The organism is Hymenobacter sp. DG25A (genome assembly GCF_001280305.1).
Lineage (GTDB): Bacteria > Bacteroidota > Bacteroidia > Cytophagales > Hymenobacteraceae > Hymenobacter.
Map to the genome: position 1 here is coordinate 1393216 of NZ_CP012623.1, position 20875 is coordinate 1414090.

20 protein-coding genes are annotated in these 20875 nt (G+C 59.4%); 9 read left to right on the forward strand and 11 right to left on the reverse strand.

Features of this window, described 5'->3' with window-relative positions; all coding sequences use genetic code 11:
• Positions 1-85: 85 nt before the first annotated feature.
• Positions 86-1474 carry a sugar transferase gene (locus AM218_RS06000; protein WP_054412781.1) on the forward strand — a complete coding sequence of 463 codons (1389 nt, stop codon included), beginning with the start codon at positions 86-88 and terminating at the stop codon, positions 1472-1474.
• 90 nt (positions 1475-1564) lie between these two features.
• Positions 1565-2155, forward strand: coding sequence for a riboflavin synthase (locus AM218_RS06005; protein ID WP_054415343.1), 591 nt, complete (start codon positions 1565-1567; stop codon positions 2153-2155).
• 107 nt (positions 2156-2262) lie between these two features.
• Here AM218_RS06005 and AM218_RS06010 read toward each other — a convergent pair whose 3' ends face one another.
• From AM218_RS06010 to AM218_RS06020, 3 genes are all read right to left on the reverse strand, one after another.
• On the reverse strand, positions 2263-2856 hold the full coding sequence (locus tag AM218_RS06010; protein ID WP_054412783.1) for a phosphatase PAP2 family protein: 594 nt from the start codon (positions 2854-2856) through the stop codon (positions 2263-2265).
• Entirely contained in the window at positions 2853-3815 is a 963-nt protein-coding gene (hemF, locus tag AM218_RS06015) for an oxygen-dependent coproporphyrinogen oxidase (protein WP_054412785.1), read from the reverse strand. The genes AM218_RS06010 and hemF overlap by 4 nt, the downstream gene beginning before the upstream one ends.
• Positions 3816-4046: 231 nt before the next feature.
• On the reverse strand, positions 4047-4574 hold the full coding sequence (locus tag AM218_RS06020; RefSeq protein WP_054412787.1) for a GNAT family N-acetyltransferase: 528 nt from the start codon (positions 4572-4574) through the stop codon (positions 4047-4049).
• Positions 4575-4668: 94 nt separating this feature from the next.
• Between AM218_RS06020 and AM218_RS06025 the strand changes: the two genes are divergently transcribed.
• Complete coding sequence (locus tag AM218_RS06025; protein WP_054412789.1) at positions 4669-5286, forward strand: hypothetical protein; 618 nt, start codon at positions 4669-4671, stop codon at positions 5284-5286.
• A 187-nt stretch (positions 5287-5473) separates the two neighbouring features.
• Complete coding sequence (locus AM218_RS06030; RefSeq protein WP_054412791.1) at positions 5474-7585, forward strand: alpha-ketoacid dehydrogenase subunit alpha/beta; 2112 nt, start codon at positions 5474-5476, stop codon at positions 7583-7585.
• A 138-nt stretch (positions 7586-7723) separates the two neighbouring features.
• On the opposite strand, the gene tamL is transcribed toward AM218_RS06030, so the two are convergent.
• Entirely contained in the window at positions 7724-10213 is a 2490-nt protein-coding gene (gene tamL / locus AM218_RS06035) for a translocation and assembly module lipoprotein TamL (protein ID WP_054412793.1), read from the reverse strand.
• 53 nt (positions 10214-10266) lie between these two features.
• Here tamL and AM218_RS06040 point away from each other — a divergent pair, with 53 nt between their 5' ends.
• Positions 10267-11013, forward strand: coding sequence for a TrmH family RNA methyltransferase (locus AM218_RS06040; RefSeq protein ID WP_054412795.1), 747 nt, complete (start codon positions 10267-10269; stop codon positions 11011-11013).
• Between the two features lie 75 nt (positions 11014-11088).
• On the opposite strand, the gene AM218_RS06045 is transcribed toward AM218_RS06040, so the two are convergent.
• From AM218_RS06045 to AM218_RS06065, 5 genes are all read right to left on the reverse strand, one after another.
• Positions 11089-12276: an outer membrane beta-barrel protein gene (locus tag AM218_RS06045; protein WP_054412797.1), complete on the reverse strand. Its 1188-nt coding sequence runs from the start codon at positions 12274-12276 to the stop codon at positions 11089-11091.
• 13 nt (positions 12277-12289) lie between these two features.
• The gene (locus AM218_RS06050) at positions 12290-13102 is read right to left on the reverse strand and encodes a hypothetical protein (RefSeq protein ID WP_054412799.1); all 813 of its coding nucleotides are present in this window, start codon (positions 13100-13102) and stop codon (positions 12290-12292) included.
• A complete protein-coding gene (locus AM218_RS06055) occupies positions 13083-13661 on the reverse strand; it encodes an RNA polymerase sigma factor (protein ID WP_054412801.1) in 579 nt (192 codons plus the stop codon). The genes AM218_RS06050 and AM218_RS06055 overlap by 20 nt, the downstream gene beginning before the upstream one ends.
• A 176-nt stretch (positions 13662-13837) precedes the next feature.
• Positions 13838-14203 (reverse strand): CoA-binding protein, encoded by a 366-nt coding sequence (locus tag AM218_RS06060; protein ID WP_054412803.1) that lies wholly within the window; start codon positions 14201-14203, stop codon positions 13838-13840.
• Positions 14204-14300: 97 nt separating this feature from the next.
• The gene (locus tag AM218_RS06065; protein ID WP_231717556.1) at positions 14301-14711 is read right to left on the reverse strand and encodes a hypothetical protein; all 411 of its coding nucleotides are present in this window, start codon (positions 14709-14711) and stop codon (positions 14301-14303) included.
• A gap of 166 nt (positions 14712-14877) precedes the next feature.
• Here AM218_RS06065 and AM218_RS06070 point away from each other — a divergent pair, with 166 nt between their 5' ends.
• A complete protein-coding gene (locus tag AM218_RS06070) occupies positions 14878-15537 on the forward strand; it encodes an RNA polymerase sigma factor (RefSeq protein ID WP_054412807.1) in 660 nt (219 codons plus the stop codon).
• 17 nt (positions 15538-15554) lie between these two features.
• On the opposite strand, the gene AM218_RS06075 is transcribed toward AM218_RS06070, so the two are convergent.
• Positions 15555-17132, reverse strand: a complete 1578-nt coding sequence (locus AM218_RS06075; RefSeq protein WP_054412809.1) for an NAD(P)/FAD-dependent oxidoreductase — start codon at positions 17130-17132, stop codon at positions 15555-15557.
• Between the two features lie 200 nt (positions 17133-17332).
• Between AM218_RS06075 and AM218_RS06080 the strand changes: the two genes are divergently transcribed.
• Positions 17333-18175 carry an oxidoreductase gene (locus AM218_RS06080; protein WP_054412811.1) on the forward strand — a complete coding sequence of 281 codons (843 nt, stop codon included), beginning with the start codon at positions 17333-17335 and terminating at the stop codon, positions 18173-18175.
• Between the two features lie 190 nt (positions 18176-18365).
• Complete coding sequence (locus AM218_RS06085) at positions 18366-18920, forward strand: DUF2911 domain-containing protein (protein ID WP_054412813.1); 555 nt, start codon at positions 18366-18368, stop codon at positions 18918-18920.
• 123 nt (positions 18921-19043) lie between these two features.
• Here AM218_RS06085 and AM218_RS06090 read toward each other — a convergent pair whose 3' ends face one another.
• Complete coding sequence (locus tag AM218_RS06090) at positions 19044-20024, reverse strand: tryptophan 2,3-dioxygenase family protein (RefSeq protein WP_054412815.1); 981 nt, start codon at positions 20022-20024, stop codon at positions 19044-19046.
• 165 nt (positions 20025-20189) lie between these two features.
• Here AM218_RS06090 and sdaAB point away from each other — a divergent pair, with 165 nt between their 5' ends.
• Entirely contained in the window at positions 20190-20870 is a 681-nt protein-coding gene (gene sdaAB / locus AM218_RS06095; RefSeq protein ID WP_054412817.1) for an L-serine ammonia-lyase, iron-sulfur-dependent subunit beta, read from the forward strand.
• The last annotated feature ends 5 nt before the right edge of the window (positions 20871-20875 follow it).

Here is a 20875-nt window from a genome sequence, read left to right on the forward strand (position 1 = left end):
ATACCGCGTTTTGCTTTCCGGGGCTCCTTCTTTTCGTCTCCCGTATTTCCTTCGCTTGATCCGTACATTCCAGAAGCTCAAACTTATGGCCGCCGACTTCGTCGGCGCACTGTTGGCATGGATGGCGTTTTACCTGCTGCGCAAATACCTGCTCGGCGAGTTAGTGGAAGGGTACCGGTTCACCAGTGGGGAGTTGTTCACGGTGATTGGCTCGGCCCTGATGATTGCCAGCTTCTGGCTGATTCTCTACACCCTCATTGGCGAGTACCGCGACATTTTCCGCAAGTCGCGGCTGGGCGAAATCATTCGCCTGGCGCAGATGTCGGTGCTGGGGGCGCTGGTAATCTTCTTTGCGCTGCTGCTCGATGACCAGGGCATCAGCAACTACCGGCTGTATTATCGCACCATCACGTCGTATTTTCTGCTGCATTTTCTGATTACGGCCGTGTTTCGCACCTGGGCCGTTACCAGCGTGCAGCATCTGGTGCGCCGCGGAATCATTGCCTTTAACACCCTGATTGTGGGCTCCAACGGCCTGGCCTGCGAGGTACACAAGGAGCTGAACCGCACCACCCGCTACCTGGGCCTCCGGGTAATTGGGTACGTGCCGGTGGGCAATACCGTAGCCCCGGCGCTGGCGGAGGTGCTGCCGCAGCATGGCAGCTATCAGGAGTTGCCCGAGCTGATCCGGAGCCTGCAGGTGGAGCAGATTGTTATTGCCATGGAGCCCGGGGAGCATCGGTTGGTGCAGGATATTCTTACCCTGCTGGAGGGCACGCCCGCCCGCGTCAGCATTCTGCCCGACCTCTACCAGATGCTGCTGGGCTCGGTGAAGGTAAACCACGTATTTGGCACCCCGCTCATCGAGATAAAGCAGGACTTGCTGCCCGTGTGGCAGGAGGTAGCCAAGCGGGGTATGGATATAGTGGGCTCGGTGCTGTTTCTGATTCTGGCCTGGCCCATTTATGCCTTCACCGCCATTATGGTGCGGTTGTCCTCGCCGGGACCAATCTTCTATAGTCAGGAGCGCATTGGCCGGCAGGGCATTCCATTCATGATCTACAAGTTCCGCTCCATGTACGTGGATGCGGAGGAGCGGGGCCCTTCGCTTTCCTCGCAAAACGACCCGCGCATTACGCCCTGGGGCCGCTTTATGCGCAAAGTGCGCCTCGATGAGCTGCCGCAGTTCTGGAACGTAGTGAAGGGCGACATGAGCCTGGTAGGCCCGCGCCCGGAGCGCCAGTACTACATCGACCAGATTATGCTGGTGGCCCCGCACTATCGGCACCTGCACCGCGTGCGCCCCGGCATTACCAGCTTGGGCCAGGTGAAATACGGCTACGCCGAAACCGTGGAGCAAATGGTGCAGCGCCTCAAATTCGATATCCTGTACATCGAAAACATGAGCCTGGCGATGGATTTCCGCGTGATGCTGTATACCCTCAAGATTATTCTGGAGGGGCGCGGCCAGTAGTTATTGATTTTTGAAGGGATTGGTCAAACAGTTTCGGCCCCAATCCATTTCATAGCGCAGCATGCATACTTCATCAGTAAGAACAACCTCATGTTCACCGGAATTATAGAAGGGCTGGGTACTATCCAGGACATTAAGCGCGAAGGCACCAACCTGCATTTCACCGTGGCTTCGCCGTTTGCCGCCGAGCTGAAGATTGACCAAAGCGTAGCCCACGACGGCGTGTGCCTGACCGTAGTGGCCGTAGATGGCATGGCCGGCACGCACGTGGTAACGGCCATCGACGAAACCCTGCAGAAAACCAACCTGAGCCAGTGGCAGCCCGGGCGCCGGGTAAACCTGGAGCGCTGCCTGGCCGCCAACGGCCGCTTTGATGGCCACATTGTGCAGGGCCACGTGGACCTCACCGCCACCTGCACCGCCGTGGAAGACCAGAACGGCAGCTGGGTTTTTCGCTTCCGCCACGAGCCCGGCCCCGGCCGCGTAACCGTAGAAAAAGGCTCTATCTGCATCAACGGCACCAGCCTCACCTGCTTCGACAGCACCGACGACACCTTTGCCGTGGCCATCATTCCCTACACCTACGAGCACACCACCTTCCAGGACCTGCAGCCCGGCGACAAGGTGAACCTGGAATTTGATATCGTGGGCAAGTACGTGGCGAAGCTGTTGGGGAAGTAGCGCTCATTATAGTGGCGCTTAGCTGCATAGTAGGCTCTCTACCAACACAAAGCCCCATCTGCTACAGGCGGGGCTTTGTGTTGGTATACATTTCTGAAGCGGCGGCTTCAGGCATTGGAGTGAATTTTAGACACTTTAACTGGCACGCGCACCGCCAGCCTTTCATAAGCCATGGCGGCCAGCCAGGCCAGTAAGCTGCCTAAAGTAGCTCCTGCGGCTACGTCGCTGGGATAATGTGCCCCCAGGTAAATGCGGCTATAACTGATCAGAACAGCCCACACGAACAGGATAATCTTGGCGATGCGGAAGCGCCGGGGCAGGATAATGCAAAGAAAGACCGCCAAGGCAAAGGAGTTGGCCGCGTGCGAGGACAGAAAGCCGAACTGTCCGCCGCACCCATGCACCAGATTGAGCGTGGCGGAAAGCTCCGGGTCGTGGCAGGGGCGCAGGCGGGCGAAATACGGTTTAAACAGGCGGCTGGAAATGCTGTCGGCCAGGGCTATGACAATGCCCAGCAGGGGCAGGGCTATTAAAGCACGGCGCTGCAGGTAGTAGCCCAGCACCACTACCATTACAAAATAGGCCGGAAACCACACAAAGCGCTCCGACAGGAACACCATCAGGGAATCGAGCCAATGCCAGTGGCGCGAATTGGCGGCTACCAGCAGCCAGCGGTCTAAGCCTTGCAGCAGTTCAATCAAACGGAAGGGTGGGTGGCAAGCCAGTCTACGCCTTTGCGCAGCCAGGTTTGGGTGGCAGCTTCGGGCGAGCCGGGCTCGGGTTGCAGGTTATAGTGCCACTCGCACTGGGGCGGCAGGCTCATCAGAATGCTTTCGGTGCGGCCGCCGGTTTCCAGGCCGAATTTGGTGCCCCGGTCAATGGCCAGGTTGAACTCGGCGTAGCGGCCGCGGCGTACCAGCTGCCATTTTTTCTGCTGATCCGTGAAAGACAGCGCGGCGTTGCGGCGCATCAACTCGGTGTAGGTGCGGCCGTATACTTCGCCTACTTCGCGCACAAAGGCAAACAGGGCCTCCCGGTCGCCGTGTTTGCCCACGGTGAGGCGGTCGAAGAAAATGCCGCCGATGCCGCGGGTTTCCTGGCGGTGCGTGATAAAGAAGTACTCGTCGGCCCACTCCTTAAAGCGGGTGTAGTAAGTGGTGTCGTGGCGCTGGCATACCTCGGCAATCTGCTCATGAAACCAGCGGGCCTGCTCTACATCCACATAAATAGGCGTGAGGTCTAAGCCGCCGCCAAACCACGCTTCCCCGTTGCCGGCCTCAAAGTAGCGCACGTTCATGTGCGAAATGGGCACCATGGGGCTGCCCGGGTGTTGAACTACTGATACGCCGGTGGCAAAATACTCGGGGTTGGGCATGAGTAGCACGCGGGCCGCCTGCTCACTCATGGTACCCGAAACAGCCGAAAAATTCACGCCGCCTTTTTCCAGAATATTCCCGTTGGTGATAACGCGGGAACGGCCGCCGCCGCCACCGTGGTGCTGCCAGGCATCTTCCTGAAAGCGGGCCAGCCCGTCGGCTTCTTCCAGCTGCTGACACAGCCAGTCCTGAAACTGGCGCATCCAGTCAGCCACCGTGTCGCGGAAGGCAGGAGCGGGGGTGGGAACGGGGAATGTAGGAGCGGAAGCGAGCATAGTATCCATAAAACAGCGGGGCTTAAGTTTGGGGCAAACCTCGGGGGTAAAAAGAACCCGAAACCTGATAAAAGTCAGGGCCGCCGCTGTTTTTTATTCTGCAAAGATAGGCAGTTTGGTCTGTAGCGCGAAGCGCCGGCTCCGCGTACGAGCAGCGCGAGTAGCAGGCGTCAGCATACGTTAGAACTCGCTGCACTCGTGCGCGAAGCCGGCGCTTCGCGCTACTTTTCGTTGAGACAACTATAAACCAACCGCCTTTTCCATCACCAGCAAGTCCAGGGGTTGGCGGGGCAGGCCAAAGCGTGGGTCGGTGGGGAAAGCCACGGTTTCGCCGGTGCGCTGGTAGCCGTGCCGCTCATACCAGGCCAGCAGCTCGTGTCGCACGGAAATAACCGTCATGCGCACCACGGGAAGACCCAACTGCCGGGCCTGATTTTCGCCGGCCTGCAGCAGCTGTTTGCCAATACCCAACGCCTGCTTATCGGGGGCTACGGAGAGCATGCCCAGGTAAAGGGCATCGGGCAGGTGCTGCAGGTACACGCAGCCCACTATGGTGCCAGCAGGGGTGCGTGCCAGCAGAATGGTGGCGTTTTCCGGGGCCAGCATCTCACGCAGATTGTCGTCATCGGTGCGCTGCCCGCCCAGCAGGTGCGCCTCGGTGGTCCAGCCCTGTTGGGAAGCCTCGCCGCGGTATGCGCTGTTGACCAGCGTTACCAATTCTATAATATCGGTTTCGGTAGCAGGAGAAACGTGCAGGGTGGTTAGCATGCGACAAAGGTAAGGCCTGAAAGAATTTGCGGCTTTCTGCAACGCCTCGCCTTTGTGGGGGCTCTCCCGTTAACAATCTTATAGCTTTTGATTTATGAAAAAGATCTTATGTTTTAGCTGGCTGCTGGCCGGCAGCCTGGCGTTTTGCGGCGCAGCGCAGGCCCAAACAGCTCCTGCCAGTGAAGCTCCCTCCACCGGAAAGCCAGCCTTCCTCCGGCTGGGGTTAGGCACGGCCTACGATATTGAGGGGTACTACCGCAGCGCCCGGGTGAGCGTGGAGTATGCGCCCATGCTGAGCCGGAGAATAGGGCTGGCCAGCCGGGTGGTGGGCCTGGTAGGCAAACCCACCAGCGGCATGGAAACCCAGCTGCCCAACCAGAACTACAAGGGCGGCTATCTGGAGCAGGAAGTAGTGTTTTACCCGTTTGAGAACAATCAGCGGCTGAACCTGGGCCTCGGGGCCGGCGGCTTTGCCGGTTTCTATCGGCTTAACGGCTTCGACCACTATACGGCCGTGGACGGCAAATTCACGGAGTACCAGTTAGAGCGGCGGCAGGGGTTTCATGGTGGCTACCTGCTTTCCCTGAACCTGGATGTGGCCCTTGGCGAAACCAAGCGCTGGCGGGTAGGCACGAAAGCTACCCTCCAAAACGGAGCGGAGGGCAACCGCCGCGCCTCTACCTACAATCTGACCCTGGCGCGCCGGCTCTAACAAGCCTTTCCGGCAGAGTTAGCAACAAAAAGCCCGCTTGGCCCGTCCGGTCAGGCGGGCTTTTTGTTGTTCCTTCTAGAGAGAGACCTTGAGACACGAGTTTCTGCGGGTTAGCCTAATGAAGCGGGCTCCTTACTAACCTCATCACCTTCATTGTGTAACTTCGCCCCGCACCTACCAACTGCACATGACCTCTGATACTGTTGCTGCGCTGAACGCCGAAGTTGCCACTACCCACCCCGACCGTGCCACCCTCACGCGAGCCTACCGCCTCATGCGCACGGCCGATGAAATGGCCCGCCTCTACGAAGAAAACAAAGCCATAACGGCTAAATACGTGCATGCCACGGCCCGCGGCCACGAGGCCATTCAGCTGGCCGCGGCCTTCCACCTTACGGCCCAGGACTACGCCGCGCCTTATTACCGCGACGACGCCATGCTTCTGGGCATGGGCCTGCAGCCCTATGAGCTTATGCTGCAGCTCATGGCCAAGCGCGACGACCCCTTTTCCGGGGGGCGCACCTACTACTGCCATCCTTCCCTGCGCCGCGCCGGCTTCCCGGTCATCCCACATCAAAGCTCGGCCACCGGCATGCAGGCCATTCCGGCCACGGGCACGGCCCACGGCATTAAGTACCTGGAAAGCCAGGGGCTGCTGACGGATGAGTTAGACGCTTCGCAGTTTCCCATTTCGCTTTGCTCCATCGGCGACGGGGCCATGACAGAGGGAGAAGTTTCGGAAGCCCTGCAAATGGCCGTACTACATCAGCTGCCCATTATTTACCTGGTGCAGGACAATGATTGGGGTATTTCCGCCACCAGCCGCGAGATGCGCGCCATGGATGCCTACGAGTTTGCGGCCGGCTTTAAGGGGCTGCACCGCCTGCAGTTTGATGGGGCCGATTTCTTGGCCAGCTATGCCGGCATGGCCGAAGCCTTCGACTACGCCCGCCAGCGCCAGGGCCCGGTGCTGGTACACGCCAGGTGCCCGTTGCTGGGTCACCACACCAGCGGCGTGCGCCGGGAGTGGTACCGCGGCGACGATCTGGCCGCGCATACCCTCAACGACCCGCTGCCCCGCTTTCATCAGCAATTATTGGAGCTGGGCTTCGCCGAAGAAGAGCTGCAGCAGCTGGCCGATGAAGCCCGCGCTACCGTAGCAGCCGACTATCAGCGCGCCCTGGCCGCTCCCGCGCCCGATCCGGCTACTTTCCAGGACCATGAGTTTGCCCCGCCGGTCGTAACGGAAGAAGCCGGCGAGCGAAACCCCGCCGGCGCCGACAAAGCCCTGATGGTAGATGCCGCGCTGCACGCCGTGGATGATATTCTGCGCGAATTTCCCGAAGCCCTGTTTTATGGGCAGGACGTGGGCGGCGAGCTAGGTGGCGTGTTCCGTGAAGCCGCGCTCTTGGCTAAAAAGTACGGAGATGCCCGCGTATTCAACACACCCATTCAGGAAGCCTACATTGTGGGCAGCACGGCCGGCATGAGTGCCGTAGGCGCCAAGCCCATTGTGGAAGTGCAGTTTGCTGACTACATCTGGCCCGCCCTCAATCAGCTGGTGGAAGAGCTGTCGAAGTCCTGCTACCTCTCCAATGGCAAGTTCCCGGTTCAGTCGCTCATCCGGGTGCCTATTGGGGCCTACGGCGGGGGCGGGCCATACCATTCGGGCTCTATTGAAAGCACCCTGCTGACTATCCGGGGCATTAAAGTGGTGTACCCCAGCAATGCCGCCGATATGAAAGGGCTGATGCGCGCCGCCTTCCTGGACCCCAACCCGGTGGTAATGCTGGAGCACAAAGGCCTGTACTGGAGCAAAGTGCCCGGCACCGAAGATGCCAAAACCACCGAGCCCGCCACCGGCTACGTTATTCCGCTGGGCAAAGCAGCCATAGCCCAGGAAGCTGCCGCCGACAAGCTCCGCAACGGCGAAACCTGCGTGGTAGTAACCTACGGCATGGGCGTATACTGGGCCAAAACCGCCAGCAGGCAATTCCCGGGTCAGGTAGAAATTCTGGATCTGCGCACGCTGAATCCCCTGGATTTTGAGGCGGTGCAGGCCGCTGTGCTGCGCCATGGCAAGGTGCTGGTGCTGACGGAAGAACCCCTGCTGAACTCCTTCGCCGAAAGCCTGGCCGGCCGCATTCAGCGCCACTGCTTCCAGCGCCTAGATGCCCCGGTGTTCACGCTGGGTGCCGCCAACCTGCCGGCTATTGCCCTCAACGTAGACCTGGAACGGCAAATGTTACCCAACCCCGATAAAGTAGCCGCGACTTTAACTGAGCTGCTGGAGTATTAACAATAGCACGAACAGTAGCGCGAAGCTCCGGCTTCGCGGACGAGCGGAGCGAGTAACAGGCGTATGTGCCCACGCCGGAACTCGCGTTGCTTGTACGCGAAGCCGGAGCTTCGCGCTACTTTTTGGCTATAGAAACTGTTAGAAAGGATAGCCGATACCTACGTTCAGCGTAGGCGTGTTTTGCCAGGGCTTGTCTTTTTTGCGCCAGATGGCGAAGCGGTTAATGGCCCACTCGTCGCCGTCTACGGCCGTGGGGTCATAGATTTTGGTGGCAATATCCAGGCGGATAATCAGGAAAGTGAAGTCGAACCGGAAGCCGATACCGCTGCTCACCGCAAACTCTTTGTAAAAGCGGCCAGGGTCAAACTGCGCCCCGGGCCGGGGGTCGTTCTTCTGCAAGGACCATACATTGCCGAAGTCGGTGAACAGGGCGCCATCCAGGTAATCATACAAAGGGAAACGATACTCGGCGCTGCCTTCGAGCAAAAGCTCCCCGGGCTGCTCCACATTCTCATCCTGAATTGGCTTGCCACGGCTGTCCAACTGCACTACGCCTTCTTTCGTCAGCACGGAAGTGTAGGAACCGGGGCCGAGCCGGCGAGGGCGCCAGGCACGCAGGCTGGTACCGCCTCCGCCGAAGAAATACTTGTCGTAGGGTATAATGTAAGGTGAAGTGGAAGTGCCATCCTCAGCGGTAAGGCGCGTAGGTGTAAGGGCGTGGGCCAGGCCACCATTTAAGCGCCACACAAAGTAGGACTGGGACGTGAGCTTGTGGTAGCGACGGAAATCAGCGTTGAAGCGGGCGTAATCCAGCACTAGTACGCCGCCAACGGTGGTTTCTGCTTCCGTGCCTGAATTGTCGGTGGAACCGGGGCGCGTGTAGATGCGCCGACCCACGCCGCCTAATTCTGCGGTAGCCCGGAAGGAGCGTGCGTCGCGGGTTTGGTTAAAGTCGTTGCTGTTGTAGTAGGAAGTAGCGTTGGCGCTGGGTATCAGCAGGCTACCAAAGCTGCGCAGGAGGGCAGCATTGTTGGGGAGTTTCAGCAGGGCGTTCCTATATTCCTGATCCAGACGGCTGTTCACCAGGCTGATGTTCTGCACCGTGACTACATACTGCTGAAATACGTTGCGCTGCCAGATGTAGTCGTAGCTGGCCTCCAGGTTGGTGCGCGTATATTCGGGCCGGTCTACATACGTGAAGCTGGTAGAGATGCGCGTTTTGGGGTTGTAGCGGGTCAGGAACCGGTTGGTGCGCCAGGGTACCAGAAACTGCGGTAAAACCAGGCTGAGATTGGCACCCAGCTGGGTAGTACGAGAGGTAGAAAACTTGGATTCCTCACTGGGTGCTACCAGAGGAAACTGGCCTTCCAGGCCGGCCCGCAGGCCAATTTCCAGGACTTCGGCTCCGCCAAATACGTTGCGGGCTTTGAGCCGGAAGTTGCCGAACGGGCCCGGCAGGTTGGCTACTACAGTGCCCCCCAGCTCCGTGGTTTCCTGGAATTTCTTCTGCGGGGAGGCGTTTACTACCGCATCCAGGCGGTGCAGGCCACTGGCAGAGTCGCCGGCTACTTTCTGGTAGCTCACCGTGTTAAACCGGAACATATCCAGGTCGGCGAGCTGGCGCTGGGTGGTTTGCGTGTTGTTGAGGCTGTACACCGAGCCCGGCCGCACTTCCACCCGCTGATTCAGCACTTTGGTGCTGAAGCGGTGCTTGTACGCCAGGAAGTAGATAGAGTCGCGCACCAGCGTGTCGCGCCTCACGCCAAACCGGATGGCTCCGGCATCGGTCAGGAAACTCACATGCCGGATGGTGTAAATCTGATGCTGCTGGCCGGGGCCGGGGTTGGCAATGAGAGTGCGCAGGCGCACGGTGCCGGGCGCATAGCTGGTATCGGCCTCCAGGGTAATGTACTGCTGCCGAAAATCGTAATAGCCTGCATTCTTCAGCAGTTTTTCCAGCCGGGCCCTTTCCAGGCCAATGGCTTCCTCGCTGTACTGGTCGCCTTTATGAATAAGGGCCTGTTTCTGGTTTTCCAGCACCACCTTGGCTACCGCCGAGTCGGCAATGTCATAATCCAGCTGGGTATAACGGAACGGCTGGTTTTCGGTGACCTTATACGTCACCGTTACGCGCCGGTCCTTCACCGCATCCCGCGCACTTACGGAGCTTCGGAAAAATCCCTGCGACTTCAAAAATGTGCTCAGCTGCTCGGTAGTGCGTTCCGTGAGGGTAGAGTCGTACACTACGGGCGCCTCGCCCAAGCGCATCAGGGCATTGCCTTCGCTGAGAGCCAGCTGGTGACGGCGCGTGTGCCGCTCGCGCTTAATCAGCAGCTTTCCTACGGCCACGGAGTCGCGGCCCGCCTTCAGGATAAGGGAGTCGTACCTGGTCCGCTCGTCCTGCAGCTCCCGCTTAAGCGCGTCGGGCTTATAGAAATACTGCCCTAGCTGGTAGATTGCTAGCTTTGGGATGGGAAACCGGTTGTTGGGCTTCTGCTGATACAGGTTTTGCAGGCGGTCAGCATCGGCCTGCTGCACGCCTTCCAGCTTTATCTTATACAGCAGGTTTTGCCCCGGGAGCAGCAGCCGGGTAGGAGAGCAGGCCGGAAACAGGCTGCCTCCGGTCAACAGCAGAAAAACAAGTAGAACTCGCCGGCGCGCGGTCAGCACAATAGAAGAATATGATTTCAAAAGCAGTTGCCAAGTACGTGCATTCTTTGCAGCAGAAGAAATATCGACTGCGTAGCGGTGCCTTTCTGGTAGAAGGCGGCAAGAACGTATGCGAGTTGCTAAGTTCAGGACTTCTAACGGAACGACTGTTTGTTACGGCGGAATTTGCCGACAAAAATGCGCATTTGCTGCCGAAGGGCGTACCCACTGAGCTGGCCACGGAAGAGGAGCTGACCAAATTAGGCACCCTGGCCACCAACAATACGGCGCTGGCCGTAGCCCGCATTCCCGAAGAAACCCCGCTGCAGGCCGCCTCCAACCAGCTCCTGCTGGCCCTGGACCAGGTGCGCGACCCTGGCAACCTGGGCACCCTAATCCGCCTGGCCGACTGGTACGGCCTGGCTGGCGTGGTGTGCTCCGATACCTGCACTGACCCTTGGTCGCCGAAAACCGTGTCTGCTACTATGGGCTCTTTCGGCCGGGTGGCCATCTGGCAGCGCGACCTGCCCGCGTGGCTGGACGCTTTGCCGTCCGACCTTCCGCGCTACGGCGCGCACCTGGAAGGAGACAATGTGCATCGCCTCAGCTTAACCCCCGGCGGCGTACTCATTATGGGCAGCGAATCGCACGGGCCCCGGCCGGAGGTGCTGGACCGGCTGACGCAGCGCTTATTCATCCCCGGGGCGGGCGGGGCCGAGAGCCTGAACGTAGCCGTTTCAGCCGCTATTCTGCTGGATAATTTTCACCGCCACTTGTAGGCTTTTACTAAATTCTACGCAAAAAGGGCAGCCAATTGGCTGCCCTTTTTCTCGTGTCTGTTTGCTCAGCAGGTACTAATTCAGCAGCGAGATACCGAAGCTGACGGTCTGGGCCTGAGGGCCGCGGTTGGCTTTGAAGGCATCGGAAAGGTGATACTTTACGAAGAGGTCCAGGCCCCGTACACCAATCATCCCCTGCAGGCCGTACTGGAAGTCTTCCAGGTTCATGTTGTCGCGGTCCTTGTCTTTGTGGGCGCGGCCTTCCTGCTCGTACTTCAGTTTGGTGTGGCTGCCGAGGCGGTAGCCCACAAAGCCGCCGGCGCCAATACGGAAGTTGGTTTTGCCATCCTCGTTATTTAAGCGCAGCTCCATCATCAGGGGCAGGTTCAGGCTGGTAACGGCCAGCTTGCTTTTCTCCAGGCTGCGAACCGTGTCGCGGCGAATGAGCGTGGCGCTGGGCTGGGAGGTGCGGTCGTTGCGGAAAAACTGGTTGTTGTCCAGCATGTAGTTGTTGAACGACAGCTCGGGGCCAGTCAGCAGGTGCAAAGGCGACTTTGTGGAGCCCAGCCGCACATCGTAGCGCCAGTTCAGGCTGACATAGCGGGAGCTAAGGGGCTTCAACTCATAGTCCTGACTGGCCACGGAAGTGCCGGGAGTAGGACGGTTTACCAGGGTGTTCACGCCCAGGTCAATGGTTAGGTCCTGATGCACGCGGCGATTAGCTTTTTCCAGCTGGCGGGCTTTCTTTTCCGCATTGCGGACGGAGTCTTCGGCAGGTGTAGAGTCCCGCATGTGTACCGAAATATGTTTGCCATCCTCATCGTTATCGGATTCTATTACCGTTACGCCAAAGGCTTTGCCCAGTATCACCTCCACCTTATCGGCTTTCGCCTTGTTTTTTGGCGTGCCGGGGGCATCGTTGCGGACCGTTACCCGCACCAGCTCGGCCTGGCTGCCGGGGTGGTCTTTGGAGGGCTTGAATTCCAGCGTTACCTGGTCGGTTTTGGAATTGGCCCCGGCTTCCACGGCTTGGTTAATATACCCGTCCAGCATGCGCATCAGGGAATCCAGCTTGTAGGCCCGGAATTCGCGCAGCTGCTCTTTGTTTTTGACATACAGCGTCATGGTGGCCTGGTTGGGCAGCTTTACCATGATGGTATCATAGAAGGAAGAAGGAGAAATAGGACTGATAGCGGCCTGGGCGCGGCCCGGGGCCAGCACTACCAGCAGCAGTAGGGCCAGCAGTGAGAAGAGGCGTTTCATGACAAGAGGAAAATTAGAGTTGAATGACTTTGGTTAGGGTGTGACCGGCCACACGGGCCTGTACCGTCACGGTTTCCGGCAGTCCGGCTTCGGCCAGGTTCACCTGGTCGCCGCGGAGTACGTTGCGGGCATGTCGGATTAGGGAGCCCAGCCGGGGCCGGGATGCCGGGCCATTGCTAGCCAGGGCTACCGGTGCCTGCGTTTGGCGGCGCACCTCTACCTCAATGGGACCAAGCGGCGCCGCTGGTACCGGGGTGGTAGTGGTGCTGGCCAGGGCGGCCGGCACGGGTTCAGGCGTAATGGTTGGAATTGGCTCGGCTTTCACTGTGCGCTCCGGATGCGCCGGGCGGGGCGTAGCGGCCGCTACGGCCCGGTTTTCAGTGGCTGCCAAACCCCTGGTAGTGCGGGGGGCAGAAGCATTATTTGTTGTGGGCTGCTGCCTGGCCGGGGCCGGAGCGGCAGTGGCTACTGCTTTCGAAAGGGTAGATGCAGAGGGGGAAGCGGCCGTTGCCTGAGGCGTAGAAATTTCTTTTTCAATGGCCTCAGAAGCAGTGGCTGGCTGAGAAATAGCAGGCGCGGAAGGCCGTGAAACCACCGTGGCCATTTCAATAGAGGAGGCAGATTGAGGCCCGGTGCGCAGCAGCCAGGCACCACCGGCCAGCAGCAGGGCTACCACCGCAGCCGAGGCATATAGCCACATAACGGGGCGCTTCTTATGGGCGGGCTGCAGCTCAGCTTCCAGCTTATCCCACAAAAACGCGGGCGGCGTGGGGGCGTGGCCCTGGAGCCGGTCCCGGAACAGCTTATCAATATCTTCCGGTTGCATAATATTCTTTCGGTGAAGGGTTAGGAGCGGCTACCATATTGGCGGCGGCTACGCGCCGCTGCAGCATGGCGCGGGCCTTGCTGAGCTGCGATTTGGATGTGCCCTCTGAAATACCCAGCAGCTCGCTGATTTCGGGGTGGGAGTAGCCCTCCAGGGCATACAGGTTGAAAACGGTGCGGTAGCCGGCGGGTAGCTCTGCCAGCAAAGCCAGCAGGTCTTCGGCATTCAGGTGGCTTTCTGCCTCGGCGGCCGTGGCGGGCACGTCGTGGGTCAGGTCATCAATGGCCAGGTGCAGGGGCTCCTTGCGGCGCAGCTGCCCCAGGGCCTCATTCACCATAATCCGGCGAATCCAGCCCTCAAAGCTGCCCTCGTGGCGGTACTGCTCCAGGGCCCGGAATACCTTCACAAAGCCCATCAGCATTACTTCCTCGGCATCGTCGCGGTGGCGCAGGTACCGGATGCACACGCCCAGCATCATCCCCGCAAACTGCTCATAGAGCTGTTTCTGGGCACGGCTGCTGCCCTGGCGGCAGGCGGCTATGAGTTCGGCCTCGGTCACAACAGAAAAAGTAAATGTGGAACTATAGCGGTGGCGTTTGGAAGGGTAGATGCAGCCGGGAGTAGAGCGGTTGCCTGAAGGAACACAAATTTTTACCGGACTTTAAAAAACAACCCCGCCGCCGGAAGTACCGGGCAGCGGGGTGGTCAGAAATACGCCCCAGGCGTGGGCTTGGGCTAGTATTGGCCAATGGAAAGCATCACCAGCGTGCAGGCTTCTTCCGTGAGAATGCCGCGCTGCTGGGCCAGCCGCTCCAGCTCCGGGTTTTCGGTGCCGGGGTTAAAGATGATGCGCTTGGGGTTCAGGTCCAGAATGTAGTCGTACCAGGCGGGCTGGTTTTGCGGGCCTACGTACAGCGTAACGGTATCTACATCCACTGACTGGGGCCGGTCAAGAGCAATATCCAGGCCGGCCACCTGGCCTTTGCGGATACCCACGGGCACTACTTCGTGGCCGTGGTTTTTCAGTTGATGAACTGCGCGGAAGGAATAGCGGGCGGGGTTGTCGCTGGCTCCCAGAACAAGGGTTTTTTTAGAAGACATCAGAAAAAATGTAAAGCCGGGTCTGAAAGGCAGCAAAAAGTGCTGCCTCCGCCTTATACGTAACCGGATGCGGCAAAGCTGTGTTTACGGCCGGGCTTTAGTGGTGCGGATGCACCCCGCCACTCAGCCGGGCCAACGACCACGCCCCCACCGCCATAGCCAGGTCGCGCACGGCCACATCCAGGTAGCGGCCGCTGGTAATAAGCGTGAGGGCAATGGCAATCAGCCAGGCCATAACCACCCAGGCTCCAACGCGGGGCCGCCAGAGCACCAGTACCCCGGCTATAATTTCAATAATGCCCACCAGCAGCATAAAAGTGTGCGCCGAAAAAGGCAGCATGGCCACCAGCCCGGGATTGAGGTAGGCCTCCCAGTTGGTAAGCAGGTTGGTAAACTTATCGGCGCCCGCCACAATGGGAATCAGGCCATAGGTATAGCGCAGCACCTGGGCCACGCTGGGGGCGGCCGTAGGGGAGGAAGTCGTCGGGAAATGAAGGTCGGTTTGCATGACGATTGGCGTTTGGTGATGATTGATTTGTCGCCATTGGATGCATAACCGGCCTCAGAGGTTACACTTATTTCTTTGTAACTTCTGAGGGGTTGCCGCATCTATAAGGGAGCCGGGTGAGAAGCCGGCCTCCAAAAGCTGCGTCATGCTACCCTCCCTAGTCTCTATGCCCTATACCCCGCTATCTGATCAGGAAATAATTGAACGGGTGCTGGCCGGCGAAAAGCAGCTGTTTGAATTGCTGATGCGCCGCTATAACCAGCGGCTCTACCGCACCGGGCTGGCCGTACTGGGAGGTAACGCAGCAGAAGCAGAGGAAGCCATGCAAAGCGCTTGGGTAAAGGCCTTTCAGCACCTGAGCCGCTTTGAGGGCCGCGCCAGCTTTGCCACCTGGCTCACCCGCATTCTGCTAAACGAATGCCTGATGACCCTGCGCAGCCAGCACCACTTTGTAGACCTGCCCGAAGCCAATGCCCCGATAGAAGCCCCCCTGCGCGATGAGCACACGCCCCTGCAGGAAGTGCTGAACCGGGAGCTGCGCCAGGACCTGGAAAGCGCCATCGGCAAGCTGCCCGATACTTATCGGAGCGTGTTTATGCTGCGGGAAGTGGAAGGCATGAGCGTAGGGGAAACGGCTCAGCTTCTGCACCTGTCGGAAACCAACGTGAAGGTGCGTTTGCTCCGGGCCCGGGAGCGGCTGCGCCACCAGCTGCAGCATTATGCCCCGGCCCACACCTTTACTTACATGGGCAGCCGCTGCGACGGCATGGTGCGCCGCGTGCTGGCCCACATGGGCGAATTACCCACCGAGGCAGCAACCAGATAAAAGCCGGAAAAAGCGGGCTAGCTAACTCCAACCAGGGCCGCCACAGCTTCCGCGCACCGCTCGCCATCCATGGCCGCCGATACAATACCACCGGCATAGCCTGCTCCTTCGCCGCAGGGAAAGAGCCCGGCCAGGGTAGGGTGCTCCAGTGTGTCCCGGTCGCGCGGGATGCGCACGGGCGAGGACGTGCGGCTTTCTACCCCCACAATCTGGCCCGCGTTGGTGGCGTAGCCGGGGATTTTGCGCCCGAAATTCTGGAAACCCTGCCGCAGTCGCTCCGCCAGCCCCTGGCCCAGCACCTCATCCATAGATACCGGAACCAAACCCGGCTGATAGGAGGTTTCCAACAGCTCAGAGGAAACTTTGCCTTTCAGGAAGTCGGCCAGGCGCTGGGCCGGGGCCACCTGCGTGTTGCCGGCCAGCAGGCAGGCGCGCTGCTCTATTTCCTGCTGCAGGCGCAGCCCGGCCAGGGGGCCGTACTGGCGCACGTCCATTTCTTCCAGCTCGATGGCCGCCACAATGCCGGAGTTGGCAAAGCGCGAATCGCGCCGGCTGGGGCTCATGCCGTTTACCACCACCTCGCCCTGGGCCGTAGCCGCGGGCACAATAAAGCCGCCCGGGCACATGCAGAAGGAAAATACGCCCCGCTGCTTGCCCTGCCACTGGGTTTGGTGCACCAGTGCATAAGACGCTGCCGGCAGCTGCCCGCGGTCCTGCAGGCGGTACTGGGCCTGGTCTATCAGCTGCTGCTGATGCTCTACGCGCACGCCCAGCGCAAATGGCTTGGCCTCAATAAGCACCTCCCGGCGGTGGAGCAGCTCGTAAATATCCCGGGCCGAGTGGCCGGTGGCCAAGATGGTGGCATCGGCCTCAATGGCTTCGCCGGTGGCCGTTACCACGCCCCGCAGGCGCTTTTGCTCAATGATGAGGTCCGTTACGCGGGTATCAAAGCGTACTTCTCCGCCGGCCTTGAGCACACTCTCCCGCAGGGCCGCTACCACGGAGGGCAGCTTGTTGGTGCCAATGTGCGGGTGGGCATCTACCAGAATATCGGGCGTGGCGCCGTGCTGCACCAGCAGGCGCAGGATGCGGCCTACGTCGCCGCGCTTGGTGGAGCGGGTGTAGAGCTTGCCATCGGAATAAGTACCCGCACCGCCTTCGCCAAAGCAGTAGTTGGAGTCGGGGTTTACGATATGCTCTTTGTTGAGGGCGGCCAGGTCGCGGCGGCGGGTGCGCACGTCTTTGCCGCGCTCCAGCACAATGGGCTTAATGCCGAGCTCAATGGCCCGTAAGGCCGCAAACAAGCCGGCAGGGCCAGCGCCCACAATAATAACGGAGCGCCGGGCCTGGCTTACGTCTGGAAATCGGAACCAGGGGCCAAACAGGTCGGCGGGTGGCACATCGAGATAAATATCGGCCCGCAGGCGTACCAGGGGTTGGCGGCCACGCGCATCAATAGAGCGTTTGCGCAGGTGCACAAAATCGGCCTGGCCGGGCTGCAGGCCGGCGGCCTGCAGCAATGCGCGGTAGCGCGCGTATTCGTTGTAGGCCACCTCCGGCGGGAGCATGACCTCAATTTCCTGTTTATCGGGCATCGGGTGAAAGGTGTTTAGCCTTTAGACCATAAAAGCAATGGAGCGGCAAAGATACAAGCTTGTTTCCGGGGGAAATAGTGCCGCCGGCTGGAGGAATTGCCGGGCTGGCAAAACCCAAGTCCCCCTCCGGGAGTTGAACAACCCAACCGTAGCCAACCGGCCGCGGCTCTATCTACTTCCACATTACGCTATTTAAGTACATGGCTGATACCCCCAAACATTGGTTTATTACCGGCGTGAGCACCGGTTTTGGCGCGGCCCTGGCCGATTTGCTGTTAGAAAAAGGCGACAAAGTAGCCGCCACTTTCCGCCAGCAGGAGCAGGCCGATGAATTCACGAAGAAAGCCGGCGCCAATGGCCGCGGCTTTGTAGTAGAAGTAACCGACGAAGCTCAGGTAAAGCAGGGCGTGGCGGACGCCATTCAGCACTTTGGCCACCTGGATGTCATTGTAAACAACGCCGGCTACGGCTCCCTGGGCAGCATTGAGGAAATCTCGGCTGAGGAAGTGAAGCGGCAGTTTGAGGTGAATGTGTTCGGGCCCCTGAATGTTCTGCGGGCCGTGCTGCCTCACCTGCGCGAGCGGCGCAGCGGCCACGTGCTCAATATCACCAGCATTGGCGGCCTGAAAACTTTCCCCGGTGTGGGCGTGTACAATGCCAGCAAGTTTGCCCTGGAAGCCATTGGCGAAAGCCTGGCCCAGCAGGTAGGCCCGCTCGGCATCAAAGTAACCAACATCGAGCCCAGCGGCTTCCGTACCGATTGGGCCGGCCGTTCCGCCAACATCGTTACCACTAGCATTGCTGATTATCAGGCCACGGTAGGCGAAAACCTGAAAGGCATTCAGGGCTACAGCGGCCGCCAGCCCGGCGACCCGCAGCGCGCCGCGCAAATCATGTATGATTTGGTACGCCAGGAAAACCCGCCGCTGCATCTGCCCCTGGGCAAAGCCGCCGTGAAAGGAGCCCGCGACAAGTTTGCCAGCTTAGTAAAAGAGCTGGAAAGTGTAGCCAGCATCGGAGATTCTGCAGATTTCCCCGAGTAAGCACCTTTTGAAAGAATAAACGGGCCCGGTAGCATGCAGCTACCGGGCCCGTTTGCGTTTTTAATAATGTAGGTAAGCGCCTCGTGGTGCCAACTATATCCAGCAGGTGCTTCCAGTAGCTATGCAGGAATGAAATGTTTTCTTGAAATCGTACCTTGGTGTTAACCGTTTCACTAACTCTCTATCTGTTATGAAAAACACCCGTTTGCATTTTGCGGCGCTCAGCACGCTGTGGCTGGGCTTGCTGCTGATTTCCATGCGTGGCTACGCGCAGGACAATGTGCCCGAAGACAAGTCGAAACGCCCCAGCCCACCGGCGGTGGTAGCCGCCAAAACCCCGGCCGCCACCATCACCATCGACTATAGCCGGCCTTCGGTGCGGGGGCGCAAGATTTTTGGTGAGCTGGTACCCCTGAATCAGGTATGGCGCACGGGGGCCAATGAGGCCACCATGTTCACGGTAGATAAAAACGTGAAAATTGAAGGCAAGCCGCTGCCCGCCGGCAAGTACAGCCTGTTCACCATTCCTGGTCAGGAGGAGTGGATCATCATCTTCAACAAAGTACCGGTGCAGTGGGGCGCGTTTAAGTACGATGAAAAGCAGGACGCGCTACGCGTGAAAGTAAAGCCCCAGGTAACGCCCAAACTCACCGAGCAAATGACGTTCACCATTGATAAATCCGGCAAAGTCTCCATCCTGTGGGAGAACACGCAGGTAGATTTTATGGTGAGTGCGGCTAAGTAATCAACTGCCATAATACCCATTGTCATCCGGACGCAGGAAGGACCTTATCACGCCTGAACGATTAGCTTTTCGTTCGGCGGTGATAAGGTCCTTCCTGCGTCCGGATGACAGTGCGGTGTAGGCTTACTTTCCTTCGCCCAGCACGCTTTCTACCCAGGCTTTGCCCCATTCTTCCAACTCCTGCTCTGACCAGACCTGGGGATAGAAAATGCGTTTCTGGAACTTGGGAGGTAGGTACTTTTTCCAGTTGGTGCCGCCGGTGGCCGCCAGGGCGGTAGGGTCGCGCTCCAGGTAGCGCACCGCCGATTTATAGTGCATTAGCGGCCAGTTCACGTTCACATTCACATCCAGCTGGCGCAGCTGCCGGAGCAGGCGCGGGTGCTGCCGGTCTTCCTCGGGCAGGCGCTGCACTACGCTCCACAGGTTGCGGTTCTGGAAGCGGCGGGCGTGCTCGTGCAGGGTTTCCGTGTATTTTTCTTCGAATTGAATCAGGGTGAGGGCCTTGGCTCCGGTTTCTTCGATGGTGGCGCCGGCTTTCCAGTAAATGCAGCCCATCAGGTCGTCGTGGGCGGCGGCTTCGCCCAGCAGGCGGCGCTTTTCCCGGTCGGCCAGGTTGTAGAGGGAGGTGCTGGCCAGCTCAATCATGCGGTACTGCGCGCTCTGAAAGCCGGAGGCCGGCATCAGCGTCATGCGGAACTTCAGGAACTGCGCCTTCTCCATGCCATCCACCATCACCTCAAATGAGTTGATGAGGTTCTCAAAATAGCGGTTGATGCGGCCTACGCGCAGCACCAGCTCCTGGAGCGTGGGCTCCAGCAGGTCCCCAATCTGCTCGTACTCGCAGAGGCAGAGCTTGAAGTACAGCTCCGTAATCTGGTGGTAGATGATGAAAATCCGCTCGTCGGGGATTTTGGTGAGTGGGCGCTGCAGACTCAGCAGCGTGTCCAGCTCAATGTAGTCCCAGTAATTAACGTAGTCGGCGTAGTAGAGACCCTCGAGGTAGCCGGCCAGGTCCTGGCCATCGGCGGCGTATTTCTGCTGCAGCCGACGGAGCTGCTCCAGCACGGCCGGAGAAAATTCATCGGGTGGAAGGGGGGTATTCATAAGAGCGGGCGGGAGGTTAAGGCCTGCAAAGAACAAAAAACCAAGCAAAAGCACCACCGCCAGGCCACCTCGGCGGCCTTATCCGCATCTATTACCAGAGAATATTGGCAAAGCCCATCACCGCAGTGCAAAATTCCCGGGCGAAACTTCTACTTTTAGCCCAGCATGGCAGAAAAAAGCAGCATTTTTGATATGATTGGTCCCGTCATGATTGGACCAAGCTCTTCGCACACGGCCGGAGTGGTACGCATTGCAAGTGCCGCCATCCGCATTCTGGGCTCTTTACCCACCCACGCCGTCATCACCTTCTACAATTCCTTTGCCCGTACCTACGAGGGCCACGGCTCCGACCGCGCCATTATTGCCGGCTTGCTGGGCATGGCCACCGATGATGTACGCATCCGCGAAGCCTTTGACCACGCCAAAGCCGCCGGCCTGCAGTACACCTTCCAGAGCGTGGGCAATGCCTCTACCATGCACCCAAACACCATTAAGGTGCAGCTGCGCGATGAGCGCACGGGCCACGCGGTAGAAGTAGTGGGCCAGAGCCGGGGCGGCGGGGTCATTCGCATTGTGGAGGTAGATGGCTTCCCGGCCGACTTCTCCACCGCCCTGCACACGCTTATTGTGGATGCCGATGACGTGCCGGGCTCCATTGCCTTCATTGCCTCCGTTATTGCCCACGATGACTGTAACATTGCCACCATGTCGGTGTCCCGGAAGGGCAAGCACGATGCGGCCCGGCAGTTTATTGAGATGGACTCAAGCCTGAAAGACATTACGCTGGAGTACCTGCGCCAGCTGAGCTGGGTGCACCGCGTTACCTATATTGCCGCCGCTGAATAAGCCGT

What these genes read in the sequence shown, in the direction of transcription:
- AM218_RS06000 (WP_054412781.1), top strand. Translation starts at nt 86, where the DNA reads ATGGCCGCCGACTTCGTCGGCGCACTGTTGGCATGGATGGCGTTTTAC.
- AM218_RS06005 (WP_054415343.1), top strand. Translation starts at nt 1,565, where the DNA reads ATGTTCACCGGAATTATAGAAGGGCTGGGTACTATCCAGGACATTAAG.
- hemF (WP_054412785.1), bottom strand. Translation starts at nt 3,815, where the DNA reads ATGGATACTATGCTCGCTTCCGCTCCTACATTCCCCGTTCCCACCCCC.
- AM218_RS06020 (WP_054412787.1), bottom strand. Translation starts at nt 4,574, where the DNA reads ATGCTAACCACCCTGCACGTTTCTCCTGCTACCGAAACCGATATTATA.
- AM218_RS06025 (WP_054412789.1), top strand. Translation starts at nt 4,669, where the DNA reads ATGAAAAAGATCTTATGTTTTAGCTGGCTGCTGGCCGGCAGCCTGGCG.
- AM218_RS06030 (WP_054412791.1), top strand. Translation starts at nt 5,474, where the DNA reads ATGACCTCTGATACTGTTGCTGCGCTGAACGCCGAAGTTGCCACTACC.
- AM218_RS06040 (WP_054412795.1), top strand. Translation starts at nt 10,267, where the DNA reads ATGATTTCAAAAGCAGTTGCCAAGTACGTGCATTCTTTGCAGCAGAAG.
- AM218_RS06045 (WP_054412797.1), bottom strand. Translation starts at nt 12,276, where the DNA reads ATGAAACGCCTCTTCTCACTGCTGGCCCTACTGCTGCTGGTAGTGCTG.
- AM218_RS06050 (WP_054412799.1), bottom strand. Translation starts at nt 13,102, where the DNA reads ATGCAACCGGAAGATATTGATAAGCTGTTCCGGGACCGGCTCCAGGGC.
- AM218_RS06060 (WP_054412803.1), bottom strand. Translation starts at nt 14,203, where the DNA reads ATGTCTTCTAAAAAAACCCTTGTTCTGGGAGCCAGCGACAACCCCGCC.
- AM218_RS06065 (WP_231717556.1), bottom strand. Translation starts at nt 14,711, where the DNA reads ATGCAAACCGACCTTCATTTCCCGACGACTTCCTCCCCTACGGCCGCC.
- AM218_RS06070 (WP_054412807.1), top strand. Translation starts at nt 14,878, where the DNA reads ATGCCCTATACCCCGCTATCTGATCAGGAAATAATTGAACGGGTGCTG.
- AM218_RS06075 (WP_054412809.1), bottom strand. Translation starts at nt 17,132, where the DNA reads ATGCCCGATAAACAGGAAATTGAGGTCATGCTCCCGCCGGAGGTGGCC.
- AM218_RS06080 (WP_054412811.1), top strand. Translation starts at nt 17,333, where the DNA reads ATGGCTGATACCCCCAAACATTGGTTTATTACCGGCGTGAGCACCGGT.
- AM218_RS06085 (WP_054412813.1), top strand. Translation starts at nt 18,366, where the DNA reads ATGAAAAACACCCGTTTGCATTTTGCGGCGCTCAGCACGCTGTGGCTG.
- AM218_RS06090 (WP_054412815.1), bottom strand. Translation starts at nt 20,024, where the DNA reads ATGAATACCCCCCTTCCACCCGATGAATTTTCTCCGGCCGTGCTGGAG.
- sdaAB (WP_054412817.1), top strand. Translation starts at nt 20,190, where the DNA reads ATGGCAGAAAAAAGCAGCATTTTTGATATGATTGGTCCCGTCATGATT.